At 33.5% G+C, this 14,446-nt stretch carries 12 protein-coding genes; 11 read left to right on the top strand and 1 reads right to left on the bottom strand.

The features are described 5' to 3' along the window. The first annotated feature begins 73 nt into the window (after positions 1-73). The 3 genes from DKK70_RS10815 (at position 74) to pmrB (ending at position 2,534) form a co-directional block, all read left to right on the top strand. Positions 74-610, top strand: coding sequence for a phosphatase PAP2 family protein (locus DKK70_RS10815; protein WP_110434002.1), 537 nt, complete (start codon positions 74-76; stop codon positions 608-610). A gap of 130 nt (positions 611-740) precedes the next feature. After that, a complete protein-coding gene (gene pmrA / locus DKK70_RS10810; protein WP_110434001.1) occupies positions 741-1,403 on the top strand; it encodes a two-component system response regulator PmrA in 663 nt (220 codons plus the stop codon). Between the two features lie 30 nt (positions 1,404-1,433). Next, entirely contained in the window at positions 1,434-2,534 is a 1,101-nt protein-coding gene (gene pmrB / locus DKK70_RS10805; RefSeq protein WP_110434000.1) for a two-component system sensor histidine kinase PmrB, read from the top strand. Here pmrB and DKK70_RS10800 read toward each other — a convergent pair. After that, positions 2,506-3,126 (bottom strand): YrbL family protein, encoded by a 621-nt coding sequence (locus DKK70_RS10800; protein WP_110433999.1) that lies wholly within the window; start codon positions 3,124-3,126, stop codon positions 2,506-2,508. The two genes, pmrB and DKK70_RS10800, sit on opposite strands and share 29 nt — an antisense overlap. A 277-nt stretch (positions 3,127-3,403) precedes the next feature. On the opposite strand from DKK70_RS10800, the gene rplM reads away from it, so the two are divergent. The 8 genes from rplM (at position 3,404) to glnE (ending at position 14,436) form a co-directional block, all read left to right on the top strand. Then, entirely contained in the window at positions 3,404-3,832 is a 429-nt protein-coding gene (gene rplM / locus DKK70_RS10795; protein ID WP_034901369.1) for a 50S ribosomal protein L13, read from the top strand. 11 nt (positions 3,833-3,843) lie between these two features. Beyond that, positions 3,844-4,236 carry a 30S ribosomal protein S9 gene (gene rpsI / locus DKK70_RS10790; RefSeq protein ID WP_034901366.1) on the top strand — a complete coding sequence of 131 codons (393 nt, stop codon included), beginning with the start codon at positions 3,844-3,846 and terminating at the stop codon, positions 4,234-4,236. A gap of 302 nt (positions 4,237-4,538) precedes the next feature. Continuing rightward, positions 4,539-5,171 carry a stringent starvation protein SspA gene (gene sspA / locus DKK70_RS10785; RefSeq protein ID WP_110433998.1) on the top strand — a complete coding sequence of 211 codons (633 nt, stop codon included), beginning with the start codon at positions 4,539-4,541 and terminating at the stop codon, positions 5,169-5,171. A gap of 49 nt (positions 5,172-5,220) precedes the next feature. Then, positions 5,221-5,625, top strand: a complete 405-nt coding sequence (locus DKK70_RS10780; RefSeq protein WP_110433997.1) for a ClpXP protease specificity-enhancing factor — start codon at positions 5,221-5,223, stop codon at positions 5,623-5,625. 209 nt (positions 5,626-5,834) lie between these two features. After that, entirely contained in the window at positions 5,835-7,661 is a 1,827-nt protein-coding gene (locus tag DKK70_RS10775) for an ABC transporter ATP-binding protein (RefSeq protein ID WP_110433996.1), read from the top strand. After that, on the top strand, positions 7,654-9,387 hold the full coding sequence (locus DKK70_RS10770; RefSeq protein ID WP_110433995.1) for an ABC transporter ATP-binding protein: 1,734 nt from the start codon (positions 7,654-7,656) through the stop codon (positions 9,385-9,387). Before DKK70_RS10775 ends, DKK70_RS10770 begins: the two co-directional genes overlap by 8 nt. 64 nt (positions 9,388-9,451) lie before the next feature. Then, positions 9,452-10,369, top strand: a complete 918-nt coding sequence (locus tag DKK70_RS10765; protein ID WP_110433994.1) for a CYTH domain-containing protein — start codon at positions 9,452-9,454, stop codon at positions 10,367-10,369. Between the two features lie 1,229 nt (positions 10,370-11,598). Then, on the top strand, positions 11,599-14,436 hold the full coding sequence (glnE, locus tag DKK70_RS10760; protein WP_110433993.1) for a bifunctional [glutamate--ammonia ligase]-adenylyl-L-tyrosine phosphorylase/[glutamate--ammonia-ligase] adenylyltransferase: 2,838 nt from the start codon (positions 11,599-11,601) through the stop codon (positions 14,434-14,436). The last annotated feature ends 10 nt before the right edge of the window (positions 14,437-14,446 follow it).

Below are 14,446 nucleotides of genomic sequence, written 5' to 3'. Positions count from 1 at the left end.
TAAAGTTATTATTAAGGTTCTTTTAAGCTTTATTAGTTAAATTACAACTAAATATTGTTATATAGGTCGTTGTATGTTGCTTGATATGAACACTCATCTTTTTTTATTAATTAATGCTCAGGAAAAAGCTTCTAAATTATTTATTCTTTTTGCTATTTTTTGTGCTAATTATTTAATCTTAGCGCTTATCGGTATATTGGTAATATACTTTTTATTTAAACCTATATATAGACAGTTAATTATAAAGATGGTTTTAGGGTTAGCGTTAGCGTGTTTCTTAACCTTTATCATTCGACATCTATTTTATTCACCACGACCATTTGTACAAAATATTGGTACTAATTATTTAGCTCACGATAAAACCAGCTCTTTTCCTAGTCAGCATGCGGTTTTTGTTTGGACTATCTGTTTTTCAATTTATCTAAATTATAAAAAGCAGTTTAAGGCGTTAGCTTATTTATGTACGCTCGTGGCATTGCTAGTTTGTTGGAGTCGTATCTATCTAGGCGTTCATTGGCCACTGGATATGCTAGTGGGTCTGTTGTTAAGTTTTATATCAGTTTATTTAGTCAAAAAAATAGGGATTATACGTTCAAATAGTTTTAAATAGTTATTGCTGCATTATAAATATTTAAATGATATCAATTTCTTTAATAAACTCGGGGAATAAATTGTAAAGCGTATAATAGTTCTTAATGTTAATTTTAACATTTTTCAATTCTACATTAGGTAACATAATAATGAAAATTCTTATCGTAGAAGATGATAGTTTATTACAAAAAGGTCTATATGATGCGATAACTTCTAATGGCTATGTTTGTGAAGTTGCATCGAATGGTAAGCAAGCTGAAGAGCTTGTTGGGTTTGCCCAGTTTAGTTTAATTGTGTTGGATTTAGGACTGCCAGATTGTGATGGTTTAACGTTACTCAGCCGATGGCGTAAAAAAAATATCGATATTCCTGTTCTTATCTTAACTGCTCGCGACACAATTGAAGATAGAGTGGAAGGTTTAGACCTTGGGGCTGATGATTATTTAATTAAACCGTTTGCTTTAACCGAATTGTTAGCCAGAATAAGGGCGTTGATTCGTCGAAATCAAGGAACAGCTGATAATGTGGTTAATTATGGTCCTATTTCAATGGATATAAAACAGCAAAAAGTCACTTTAAATAATCAAGAGGTGGTTTTAACGCCTAAAGAGTTTATTTTATTATCTCGACTAATGTTAAAAGCCGGTGAAAAAGTGCACCGAAGCTTATTGCAAAATGACCTCTATGATTGGCAAAGTGATCCCAATTCAAATGTGCTTGAAGTTTATATTCATGCGCTGCGAAATAAAATTGGTAAAGATTTAATTAAAACCGTACGTGGATATGGTTATCAACTCAATATCAATAGTTAGTTCTTTTTTAACTTAATAAATGGCAAATTTATGATTGAAAAGTCTTTGAATAACATCCGTCATAGTATTCGTTGGAATCTATTTTTTACATTGGGTGCAATTATGTTAATTTGCCAAATCATTACGGTTTTTTGGTTATGGCATGAAAGTAAAGAGCAAATTGACGTTTTAGTTAATTTAACCTTGAGTAAAAATAAAATTGCAGAAGTGGTTGAGCATGAAGAGTTAGAAGCAATTTTCGCATTATTTTGTTCTGCATTTTCCATGATGGTGGTGACCCTATTTTTAGCTTATAAGGCAATTAAATGGATTACTAAACCACTCGAAATACTTGAAAAAGATCTTAATCAAAGAACCGAAGATAATCTGAAATCGATAAAACCAATTAGTAATATGCGAGAAATTAAGTCTATTACTGCGGTATTAAATAATTTGTTTGAAAGGCTTAATAATACGCTTTCCCAAGAACGTTTGTTTACAGCTGATGTTGCCCATGAGATGCGAACACCATTAGCCGGGATTCGTCTACATTTAGAGTTGTTAGAAGCTAAAGAAAACATAGATTGTCATGAATTAATTGAACGTATAGATCGCTTAGTTAGTACCGTGGAACAACTGTTAATGTTAGCTCGTGCAAGCCAAAAATTTACCTTAGGTCATTATCAAAAAATTAATTTTTATGATGATATTCAACTCCCTCTTTATGATGAATTAACTGAATTAACCGAACAAAAACAACAATCTATTGATTGGCAAATTGCGAGTAATAATATTACTTTTAATGGTGATGCGACCTTGATTCGTCTATTAATTCGTAATTTAGTAGAAAACAGTAATCGATATAGTCCGAATAAAAGTAAAATTATTATCAGTTTTTATAAAGATTCAGAAGAAATTATATTAGCGGTCAAAGATGAAGGACATGGGATTGATGAATCAAAAGCCGAGAAGTTAACCCAAGCTTTTTTCAGAATGGATCGTAAACATGATGGAATAGGGTTAGGATTAAGTATTGTTAACCGTATAACTAAATTACATCATGGGCAATTTACGTTAAGAAATCGGCAAGACCATAGAATGGGTACTATTGCCGAAGTCAGACTTAATGATTCACTTCATCAATTAACTTAGTAATTAGTGGGTTACGCTGATTTTCTCGAATAAGTGATGATAAAAATCGTTGCCATGTGCGTTCAATTTTGGCTTTGGCAAAAAATCCCACATAATTAGCGATAGGAATAAAGGTTGAATTACCAATGTTATCAATAATAATTAAGCGATTTTCTTCAGCTGATAGGTGCTGAAATAGAATATTTTTACTTTTGATTGTCATCGTAATAATGCGATCTTTTAGTAATGCTGTTTTTAATGCTTTAAGTGATACAACTAACGCTGCATAATATTGTTTGGTTAGCTTTTCATCGCAAAGGTATTTTTCTAATGGGGTAGAAATTTTTCCATCATAATCTCGAATAAGCTCAAAAACATGGCCTTGGCCAAAATTAGTGGTTACCGGGCCATAATATTGGGCTAATACATCCCATGAGATGTTGCGGTTTATAAGATGTTTATAATAAGCAATTTCACGGTTGGTCTCTTCTTCTGCGCCATCATTATAATTAACCTTGATACATTTATTAGGATCATCGGGATGATGATAGCATTTGCGGTGTAACCCTTTACTTATATAATCTTTCTCAGTAAGTTGAATTAAGTTTTCCATCAATCTTTATCGTATTAGTGAATGTTAGGTAAAAGTGTAGCAGTTACTGTTTTTTATCGCTATGCTTTTTTTATTATAAATCCTAGCGCTTTTGTATTATTTCTGTATAATATTGCCACCCACGTTACAACAGTGTTCTTCCCAACACTGTTTTCGATTGTCAACATTTAGTATAACAACTCGAAGGGGTTAGTTAGTTAAATAGTAGCGATCAAAAAGTGTAAATAAATCAATTGATTTATTAACGTGAGATTAATTAAAATTTGGATAAATACAAATGAGTACTTTTTCAGCTAAACCAGAAACAGTTAAACGCGACTGGTATGTTGTCGATGCAGCAGGTAAAACGTTAGGTCGTTTAGCTACTGAAATCGCAAGCCGTTTGCGTGGTAAACACAAAGCAGAATATACACCACATGTTGATACAGGTGACTATATCATCGTTATCAATGCAGAAAAAGTTGCTGTAACAGGCAAAAAACGCACTGATAAGATCTATTATCGTCATACTGGTTACATCGGTGGACTTAAAGAAGCGACTTTTAAAGAAATGATTGAACGTCATCCTGAACAAGTCATCGAAATTGCTGTAAAAGGCATGTTACCGAAAGGTCCTCTTGGTCGTGCAATGTACCGCAAACTTAAAGTTTATGCTGGTAGTGAGCACAATCATGCGGCACAACAACCGCAAGTATTAGATATTTAAGGGGATAGAAGATGGCTGATAATCAATATTACGGTACAGGTCGCCGCAAAAGTTCTGCTGCTCGCGTGTTTATTAAACCAGGTAGTGGAAATATCGTTATTAACAAACGTTCATTAGAGCAATACTTTGGTCGTGATACTGCTCGTATGGTTGTAATGCAACCTTTAGAGTTAGTTGAAATGACTGACAAACTTGATCTTTACATTACTGTTAAAGGTGGTGGTATTTCAGGTCAAGCTGGTGCGATTCGTCACGGTATTACTCGTGCATTAATGGAATATGATGAAACTTTACGCTCTTCATTACGTCAAGCGGGCTTTGTTACTCGTGATGCACGTCAAGTTGAACGTAAAAAAGTGGGTCTACGCAAAGCTCGTCGTCGTCCACAATTCAGCAAACGTTAATTGTTACGTTACAAATTTGTTTCAAAACCCAGCCTATGCTGGGTTTTTTTGATTATTTAATATTGCTCTATAAACTACCGTAATAATAATTTTACTTTTTTATTAATTGTAAATTATTCAATTAGATAATTATTTTATTTTATCTATTTTTCTTCTTTTAAACGCCGTTAACAAAAGTTTAAAAAGACTATTCTTAGAAAAAACAAAAAGAAAATACATTTTTTTTAACAAATTTGTTATCCAATTTGCTAGAATAGTAATCATATAATAACTTATTTTAAATTTGCATATTTGGAGTGAACATGGTTGTTGCTGTTAATAAACGTTCTGTAATGACATTATTTTGTGATACAACTGATATTTACGGCCATCAGATTCGTTTCGTGTTGGCAGAAAAAGGGGTAACCGCAGAGGTTGAATTTGTTACAGCAAATAATTTACCTCAAGAATTATTGGATCTTAATCCATATGGTTCAATTCCAACATTAATCGATCGTGACCTAACTCTATATGAACCACATATTGCCCTAGAGTATTTAGATGAACGTTTTCCTCATCCACCATTAATGCCGGTATACCCAATTGTTAGAGCAAATTCTCGCTTAACAATGTACCGTATTAAAAAAGAGTGGTACAGTGCTTACGAAACCATCTTAGCCGATCCTGATAGTAACGAAGCCAAAGAAGCGCGTAAAAATTTGCTTGATGATTTAGTTTCTATTTCGGTTATGTTTAAAGAAAAAGATTATTTTATGAGTGATGATTTTACTTTGTGTGATTGCTATTTTGCACCATTACTCTGGCGTTTACCAATGATCGGTATTGAATTACCAAAAATTGCTGAGAAAAATTATCTATCATATATGGCACGTATTTTTGAACGTCCTGCTTTTATAAGCTCGTTAACTGAAGATGAAAGAAAAATAAGAGCATAATATTTTATTTTAAATAATTACAGCTTAGCAACTCAACAAGGTAGCCGTTATGGAACTTGATAACATGACTCCTCGTCGTCCTTATATGTTTAGGGCGTTTTATGATTGGATTTTAGATAACGAATTAACTCCCTATATTGTGGTTAATACTTTAATTGATGGCGTATTGGTTCCACAAGAGTTTGTCAAAGATAATCAGATAGTACTTAATATTGCTCCTCATTCGGTTGGTCAATATTTGGCAAATAACGATCAAATTGAATTTAATGCTAGATTTTCCGGCGTTCCGCAACATATTGTGGTGCCAATGGCCGCCATTGAAGCTATCTATGCACGTGAAAATGGAGTGGGGATGGGATTTGAAGATGAACCACATTACAAAGCATTAAGAGACGGCATCAATAAACCATCAGAAAAAGCCAAACCGGATAATCCTTTCCGAGTAGTTAAATAATTATTCTTAACTATTCTTAATTATTTTTAACTACTCACCTAATTTTATTATCCTATTTTGAATGTTGCTAAAAATAGGATACCTTCCTTTCTAAGATAATATCTATCCTAATAATAGTGAAGATAAATCATACAATGTATGAAAGTAATTGTTATTTGATAATTTATAATTGATAATGATTATTATTTCAGTTATAAAGTGCTTATTCAATGAAAACAAGTAATCCCAGTTATCGGCTTTGGCAACTCACATTTAGATATAAGATAATAATTATCTTTTCTTGTTTATTTTCAATCCTGAGTGTGGCGACAGCTTTTATTCCCTTTATTTCAGTTTATTATATAGTTTACGAAATAATAACGGCGCTGGTTAATCATCAACTATTAAATAGTGAGCTTATCATTAATTATGGTTGGTTGGCTTTTATAGGTGCTGCTTGTTCAATCTTTTTTAATTTTCTTGCACTCTGTTTTTCACATATTGCCGCTTTTAAAACTCTCTATCATTTAAAATATAATTTTGTTCGTTATTTATCATGTTTACCACTTGGATTTTATACTGCACATTCGAGTGGAGAATTACGAAAAATTGTAGATGATGATATTGAAAAAATTGAGATTTTTATTGCCCATCAATTACCAGATATCATTGGATCATTTACAACACCTGTGATTATATTGATTATTTTAGCCTTTTTCGATTGGCGTTTAGGTTTAGCAACGTTAGTACCAATAATTTTAGCCTATATTGTGTTAATCAGCGGTTACCGTCGAAAAGGTATCAAAAACAATATGCAAGAGTTTCAAAAGCGACTTGTTGATATGAGCAATGCATCGGTGGAATATATTCGCGGAATAACGGTTGTCAAAGCTTTTAACCAAACGTTTTTCTCATTTAAACGTTTTTATGAATCCATTAAAGCCTATGAACAATATTGCCTTAGGTTTATTAATTGCTTCAAATACCATATGGCATTTTTCATTCTTATCTTAAATAACATTTATCTTTTTATTGTTCCAGTAATAATTTGGTTATTAGGTGTGACTGATAATTATGCGCATTTTATTTTGGCTTCTATTTTCTATTTGATCTTCTCATTGGCATTACCGGCACCATTTTTTAAACTTTTGTATGTCTCACAAGGTTTACAACGAGCAGTGAAAAGTGTTGAAAATATGGATAACATTTTAAATACCAAGCCATTGGTTGAGCCAGAATCGGGCCTTGAAGTCGATAATTATGATGTTTGTTTTAATGAGGTTACTTTCGCTTATGATACAAATGAGGCAAGCGATGCCCCAGAAAATAATGCTTTGAATCATATCTCTTTTGATGCCAAACAAGGAACCACTACCGCGCTAGTTGGACTGTCGGGAAGTGGTAAAAGTACAGTATCTTTACTTATTCCTCGCTTTTTTGATCCAAATAAAGGTTCAATCACGATTGGTGGTGTGGATATTAGGCAAATGAAGAGTGACTATTTATTATCGCTAGTAAGTTTCGTGTTTCAAGATGTTTTTCTTTTTAAACAAACTATTCTCGATAATATTAAAATCGGTAAACCCGATGCTAGTTTAGATGAAGTTATTGCCGCAGCTAAAGCTGCACAATGTCATGAATTTATTGAAAGACTGCCTGATGGCTATCAATCTGTAATTGGCGCCAAAGGAATGCATCTTTCAGGAGGGGAAATGCAACGTTTAGCGATAGCCAGAGCGCTATTAAAAAATTCGCCTATCTTGATTTTAGATGAAGCGACTTCTTTTGCCGACCCAGAAAACGAATATAAAATTCAACTTGCCTTGAAAGTTTTGATGGAAGGTAAAACCGTTATTATGATTGCTCACCGTTTATCGACAATAAAAGATGCAGATCAGATTGTAGTTTTAGATAAAGGTAACCTTGTTGAGAAGGGAACCCATGACGAACTTATTGATCGTCAGCAAACCTATTACAAAATGTGGCAATACTATAAACAAACGTTAGATTGGCAGATGGATGGTTCTAGTCACAATGATGAGGTGGCACATGTTTAAAAAAATCTTAATGTTGTCTGATATCGAAAGTAGAAATCTTAATCAAGCTATAATAGCTTGTAGCATTTCCAATTTGTCATTAATGTTACCTTTTGTCATTTTGTTACAAATAATCATACTGTTAATTGAACCATTAACTAATCAAATACCGGTAAATATTTATTATCTCTGGATGATGGCTGGCTTAGGAGGGCTATCAGCAATCTTGTTCTTACTATGTTATAAAAGAGAATATAAAAAAACTTATACTAATGCTTTTAGTCAAGCAGCTAATACCCGAATTGAAGTTGCTGAAAAGATGCGAAAATTACCGCTTAGCTTTTTCAATCGAAAAGATCTTTCAGAGCTCACTGCTAATATTATGGGAGACTGTGCGGTTATAGAAAACATGCTTAGCCATGTAATACCGCAATTGATTGGTTATTCATTAAGTAGCTTTATAACATGTTGTCTATTAGCATTTTATGATTGGCGTATGGCTGGCGCTATTTTTTGTACTTTGCCAATTGCCACTATTATTGTTGTTGTCGGTAAAAGGTTAGAGCAAAAATTAGGGGAAAAACATGTTCAATCCAAATTAGCTGTATCAGGCGAAGTTCAAGAATATCTTGAAGGTATAAAGATTATAAAAGGATTTGGCTTAAGTGGTAAAAAATTCCAGCGGTTAGATCAAGCCCTTAAAAATATGATGTGGGCATCAATTAAGTTTGAAGGAATAGGCGGCATTATTGTCACCTTGTCTACCATGGTCTTGCAGGTCGGTTTAGGCATTGTTGTACTCCTAGGCGTTAATTTGATGGTTACCGGTAGTTTGGATCCAATTACTTTTATTGCTTTTATCATTATTAGTTCTCGGATTTATAGCCCTTTGATATCGGTTTTAACATTATTACCTGAACTGTTTTATATGCTTGTCTCTATCGACAGAATGAAGAGTCTGCAAACTGAATCAATCATGGAAGGTAAAGATGATGTAACTTTTGATAATTTTACTATTAATCTTGATCATATTAACTTTTCCTATAACCAAACCAGTGTTATCAATGATTTAAGTTGTACTATTCCGGAAAATAAAATGACGGCATTAGTTGGACCATCAGGTAGCGGTAAAAGTACCTTATTGCAATTGATTGCTCGTTTCTGGGATGTCAATTCCGGTAAAATTACCATCGGTAATCAGGATATAAAACAGATTGATCCTGAAACCTTGATGCACTCCATGGCCTTTGTTTTTCAACAGGTAGTATTATTTGATGATACCATCATGAATAATATTCGAATTGGTAAGCATAATGCTAGTGATGAGGAAGTTAAACTAGCAGCTAAAATAGCCCGATGTGACGAACTTATAGCTCGATTACCAGATGGTTGGAATACATTAATCGGTGAAAACGGTAGTAAGCTTTCAGGTGGTGAAAGACAACGAATCTCAATAGCCAGAGCATTATTAAAAAATGCGCCAATCATTTTACTTGATGAAGCTACAGCTTCATTAGATCCAGAAAATGAGGTTTATATTCAAGAAGCAATTGCTAATTTAGTCAAAGATCGAACCGTGATTGTTATTGCTCATCGCCTAAAAACCATCGTCGGTGCGGATAATATTATTGTCTTAGATAAAGGTTTAATTGTTGAACAAGGTAATTATCATGAATTAATGGCAAGAAATGGTTTATTTACCAAGCTTTATAGTTTACAAAAACAGACATTTTCGATTACTTCATGACAGGCTATATTTATCAACTTAATCAGTATATCATATAGCAAAATAACTGATAAAAAACAGACAAATGAGTAACGAAATTGAATTAAAGTTTCAAATCAATCAAAGTGATATAGAGCAGTTACAAAATTACTTAAATCAATGGGTTTGTTGTGATGAAGCCGAGTTTTCATCGCAACAACATTTGGTTAGTCAATTAAATCTGACTAACACTTATTACGATACTGAAGATCATTTTTTACGACTTAATGGTTGTGGTCTTCGAATTCGAACTACAGAAACTGAGCAAAGTAAGTGTTTTGAAATTACCTTAAAATCAAAAGGTAATTCTGTAGGTGGATTACATGAACGCATTGAAATTAACCAACCTTTACCTAATGATAAGCTCGATTTAAGTGTCCTACCGAAAGAGGCATTACCTAATGGGTTAACGCAGTTAAGGCCTCTTTTTACCACCAATTTTAAACGGCAAACTTGGCTGATTTCATTTGCCAATAGCGAAATTGAAGTTGCTTTAGATTTGGGGCAAATTACCTCAAATGGTCAATCTATGCCAATACAAGAGGTAGAGTTAGAAATCAAACAAGGCAATAAACAAGATTTGCTCAACTTTGCTATCGAATTAAGTCGCTTTAATTTACATCTATTTTCTCAAAGTAAAGCTTCTCGGGGCTATCGTTTATTAGATAACTTAACCTTAACTCCTACTATTTTTTCCTCACAAATTGAGCAAGATTTAGCCGGTCTACTAAACTTTTGGCAACAAAATGAAGAATATGCTTTAGCAAATAATGATTTAATTTTTTATAAACAGCTACTTATTCAAATAAACGAGATACTTATTAACCAAAATCTGCAAATTGAGCCTGAATTTAAACAGTGGCAAATGGCGATACCATTTATTGACTCGATTAAACAGTTTGCTTATTGCGAGGTGAATAACAAGTTCAAGTTGTTGTTAATGGCTGAAATAAATAAAAAATAGGTATACGAATTAAAATGAAAACAACTCTCTTCAAATTACCACTATTATTAGTGGTATTTTATTGGTTATTATATAGTGTTTTTACCGTTATTTATCTTACCAAATTTGATAACGATTTTATATCGTTATATGTTGGGACTGATCAAATTGCCTTGAAAATTGTTAAGCAAGTTTTAATCAATTTTTTACTTCAAATACCTAATTCAGTAGTTCTTTTTACTATTTCCACAATAGCATTTAATCAGTATTCCATTTCCATAATTAATCGGAAAAACATTATTAATACCTTCTTAGTTGCCATATTTATTGTATTAAGCTACATGGTTTTTCGCTGGAGTTACTACTCTTATAGTTATGATTGGATTGTGTCTAAACTAAGATTTTTAAATATCAAAGATGGAGATAATTTTTCGGCATATATATTTCATCTCGCAGAACATCTCATTTTCTATTTTTTTATAACACTTTGTACTTATCTTAGTATTAAATTATTCAAAAAAAATTATATCTGTAACGAAATCATATTAACCGAAACAGAAAGTCAGAAGTTACATATGGTATTATTCATCTGTTTTTATAACTGTTTCTTTATTACCATGTCATATTTGTTGCTTTTCGATGGTATGTATTACAGTTTAAGTAACCTGATTTTCTCTATCGTCTTATTGGCGACATTTTTATCAATAGTAAATTTAATTGGTTATTTCTTGCTAAGAAAATGCTTTACAGCGGTAACAGAAATTTTGGCTTTAAAAAAGGTAATTTTTAGTTCGCTTATTACCTTTATATTAAACTGCCTTTTATTAGTACTTATTCTATACATTTACAACTATATCTATAATTTCCTACCATTCGATATTATCTCTAGTACTTTTAAATTGTTCTACTTATGGATGTTTTTAATTACTTTGTTGATTTCAAGTTGTCTATTGGTAAGAAAGATGACAAAGCTGTTTTTTGATAAACATTAACTCACTATTCCAATCAAAGAATATAACATTGTTATTGGCCGTTACGTTATAACCAATAACAATGATAAGGTAAACAAGTAATATAAGACCTAACGATAGTCAGCAGCTATAGTTTTATCGGTAAACAGATTGCGAAAAAGTATCAATACTGTTTTTCGCGATTTGTTTAATAAAAAGATAGGTGAACTTAAAAAGTCATTTATAATAGTTAATTAGGTGATTTCATCAACATGTAACTATTTTAAGTGAGTGCTTATTATGTCTCAGCCTATATCGCTAGCTTCACCATTAATTGATCAGCAAAAACAGAAAATTATCTCCCAATTATCACAATGTGATGCAAAAGAGGTGCTCGATAACCTTGATATTTTGCTGCAAAGTGACTTTATTGTTGATGCTGTTTATCGCTATCCAGAGTGGCTGACTGATATTGTTAACAATCCTCCGCAAGCTGATGAAAGAAATTACTATCAACCGTGGTTAACTGAAAAATTAGCATCAATATTTGATGAGTTAGCATTGATGAAAGCGCTAAGATTATTTAGGCGCTATATTTTGCTAAGACTCGAATGGTCACAATTAACTCGCACAAGTAGTGATGAGCAAATTTTATTGCAACTTTCTCACTTAGCTGAGGTGATTATTGTCACTGCACGAGATTGGCTTTATGAACTAAGTTGTAAAGAATGGGGAACTCCCTATAATTCACAGGGACAAGCTCAGCCATTACTCATCCTAGGTATGGGGAAATTAGGTGGTGGAGAACTTAATTTTTCCTCCGATATTGATCTTATTTTTACCTACCCTGAGCATGGTCAAACACAAGGTGGCCGGCGAGAATTAGACAATGCTGTCTTTTTTACCCGCTTGGGACAACGTCTAATAAAAGCTTTAGACCAAATTACCGAAGATGGTTTTATTTACCGCGTTGATATGCGTTTACGTCCGCTTGGCGATGGCGGTCCGCTCGTCTTGAGTTTTTCCGCGATGGAAGACTATTATCAAGAACAGGGCAGAGACTGGGAACGTTACGCTATGGTAAAAGCGAAAATACTAGGCGATCAGCAAGATCCTTACATCAAAGAACTCTACCAAATGCTAAAACCTTTTGTTTACCGCCGTTATATTGATTTCAGTGTATTACAATCATTGCGCAATATGAAAAGCATGATTGAACGCGAAGTTCGTCGTCGAGGTTTAACCAATAATATCAAACTTGGGGCAGGTGGTATTCGTGAAATAGAGTTTATCGTACAAGTTTTTCAACTTATTCGCGGTGGCCGAGTTGTTGGTTTACAAACTCGTTCCCTATTATCGGCGCTACAGGTGATTGAACAAGAATCCCTACTTAATGTTAACGAAGTAAATACGCTACGAGAAAACTACTTCTTCTTACGTCGCTGTGAAAATCTATTACAAGCGATACATGATGAGCAAACGCAAACTCTACCAGAAGATGAATTAGACCAAATACGTTTAGCAATCGGCATGAATTTTAGTAACTGGAACGAATTTGTAACGGAACTCACTCGAAGAATGCAATTTACTCGACAAATTTTCAATCAGCTTATCGGTGATGAATCAACAGAAACAGTTCATAACGTAAACAACGACCAATATGCTGATCTTTGGGTACCGGATTTACAATTAAGTGATGTTACTTCGGTATTAACCAACTATGCACATGATGATGCAGAAAAGCTCTATCAGATGCTTTGCCAATTTCGTGATGATATCGGTAAAAGGACGATTGGTGTTCGCGGCCGAGAAATCCTTGATCAGCTAATGCCAAGATTATTGGAATCGGTTTGTAATGATAAGCATGCGCTAATCGTATTGTCGCGGATTTTACCGCTATTAGTGAATATTGTTAGTCGAACAACGTATTTAGAATTACTGCTTGAATACCCAACCGCATTGAAGCAACTAATTCGATTATGTAGTGCTTCGCCAATGATTAGTGAACAGCTTGCACATTATCCAATCCTATTAGATGAACTAATAGATATTAACTCACTTTATCAAACTGTTGCACCTAATGAATACAAAAGTGAACTTTATCAATATTTACTGAGAATTCAGGTTGATGATGAAGAACAACAACTTGAGGCATTAAGGCAGTTCAAACAGATGCAACTACTGCACATAGCGGCGGCTGATGTTGAACAGGTATTAAATACCATGAAAGTTAGTGATCATTTAACCTATGTCGCTGAATCACTGCTTGATTTTGTCGTTCAAATGGCGTGGAATCAAATGGTGGCTCGTTATGGAATACCCGCACATTTAACCGATAATCAAAAAGGCTTAGTTATTATTGCTTATGGTAAATTGGGTGGCTTAGAATTAGGATATGGTTCTGATTTAGATCTGGTATTTCTTCACGACTGTCCTGTCGATAGCATGACCAATGGGGATAAACAGATTGATAGTCGCCAATTTTACTTGCGATTGGTGCAGCGAATCATTCACCTATTTAATGTCCGCACCAGCTTTGGTATTCTTTATGAAGTTGATGTTCGTTTACGTCCTCAAGGGGATGCAGGACTATTAGCCTGTAGCTTGAGTGCATTTTATGATTACCAAATGCATGAAGCTTGGACCTGGGAGCATCAAGCACTGGTTCGAGCAAGAGCTGTTTATGGTGAAGTAGATCTTATTAAACGCTTTAATCAAATCAGACATGATGTTCTATGTAAAAAGCGTGAGGAAAATGTATTAAAAACCGAAGTCCGAGAGATGCGTGAAAAGATGCGAGCCCATTTAGGTACTACTGAATCTCATCGGTTTAATTTAAAAATTGATGAAGGCGGTATTGGTGATATTGAATTCTTATCTCAATATCTGGTACTAAACTATGCACATCAATACCCTAAAATGACCACATGGAGTGATAACGTACGAATTCTAGAGTTAGCGGCAAATTATCAAATTATGGATAGTCAAGAAGCAGAGCAACTAACTAAAGCTTATATTGATATGCGTAATGAAATACATCAATTATCATTACAACTTTTACCTAGCACCGTTGATGATTCCTGTTTTAAATCAGAAAAACAGATTGTTAACCAAAGCTGGTTAAAATGGCTTAAATAATAGTTAGTCC

It is taken from the genome of Gilliamella apicola (assembly GCF_003202655.1).
GTDB classification, from domain to species: domain Bacteria; phylum Pseudomonadota; class Gammaproteobacteria; order Enterobacterales; family Orbaceae; genus Gilliamella; species Gilliamella apicola_R.
This window is presented reverse-complemented; position numbering and strand designations above follow the sequence as displayed.

Bases quoted from the DNA above. Each gene is read 5' to 3' on its own strand.
- pmrA (WP_110434001.1), top strand. From the start codon at position 741: ATGAAAATTCTTATCGTAGAAGATGATAGTTTATTACAAAAAGGTCTA.
- rplM (WP_034901369.1), top strand. From the start codon at position 3,404: ATGAGTACTTTTTCAGCTAAACCAGAAACAGTTAAACGCGACTGGTAT.
- DKK70_RS10770 (WP_110433995.1), top strand. From the start codon at position 7,654: ATGTTTAAAAAAATCTTAATGTTGTCTGATATCGAAAGTAGAAATCTT.
- DKK70_RS10775 (WP_110433996.1), top strand. From the start codon at position 5,835: ATGAAAACAAGTAATCCCAGTTATCGGCTTTGGCAACTCACATTTAGA.
- DKK70_RS10765 (WP_110433994.1), top strand. From the start codon at position 9,452: ATGAGTAACGAAATTGAATTAAAGTTTCAAATCAATCAAAGTGATATA.
- DKK70_RS10800 (WP_110433999.1), bottom strand. From the start codon at position 3,126: ATGGAAAACTTAATTCAACTTACTGAGAAAGATTATATAAGTAAAGGG.
- rpsI (WP_034901366.1), top strand. From the start codon at position 3,844: ATGGCTGATAATCAATATTACGGTACAGGTCGCCGCAAAAGTTCTGCT.
- sspA (WP_110433998.1), top strand. From the start codon at position 4,539: ATGGTTGTTGCTGTTAATAAACGTTCTGTAATGACATTATTTTGTGAT.
- DKK70_RS10815 (WP_110434002.1), top strand. From the start codon at position 74: ATGTTGCTTGATATGAACACTCATCTTTTTTTATTAATTAATGCTCAG.
- pmrB (WP_110434000.1), top strand. From the start codon at position 1,434: ATGATTGAAAAGTCTTTGAATAACATCCGTCATAGTATTCGTTGGAAT.
- DKK70_RS10780 (WP_110433997.1), top strand. From the start codon at position 5,221: ATGGAACTTGATAACATGACTCCTCGTCGTCCTTATATGTTTAGGGCG.
- glnE (WP_110433993.1), top strand. From the start codon at position 11,599: ATGTCTCAGCCTATATCGCTAGCTTCACCATTAATTGATCAGCAAAAA.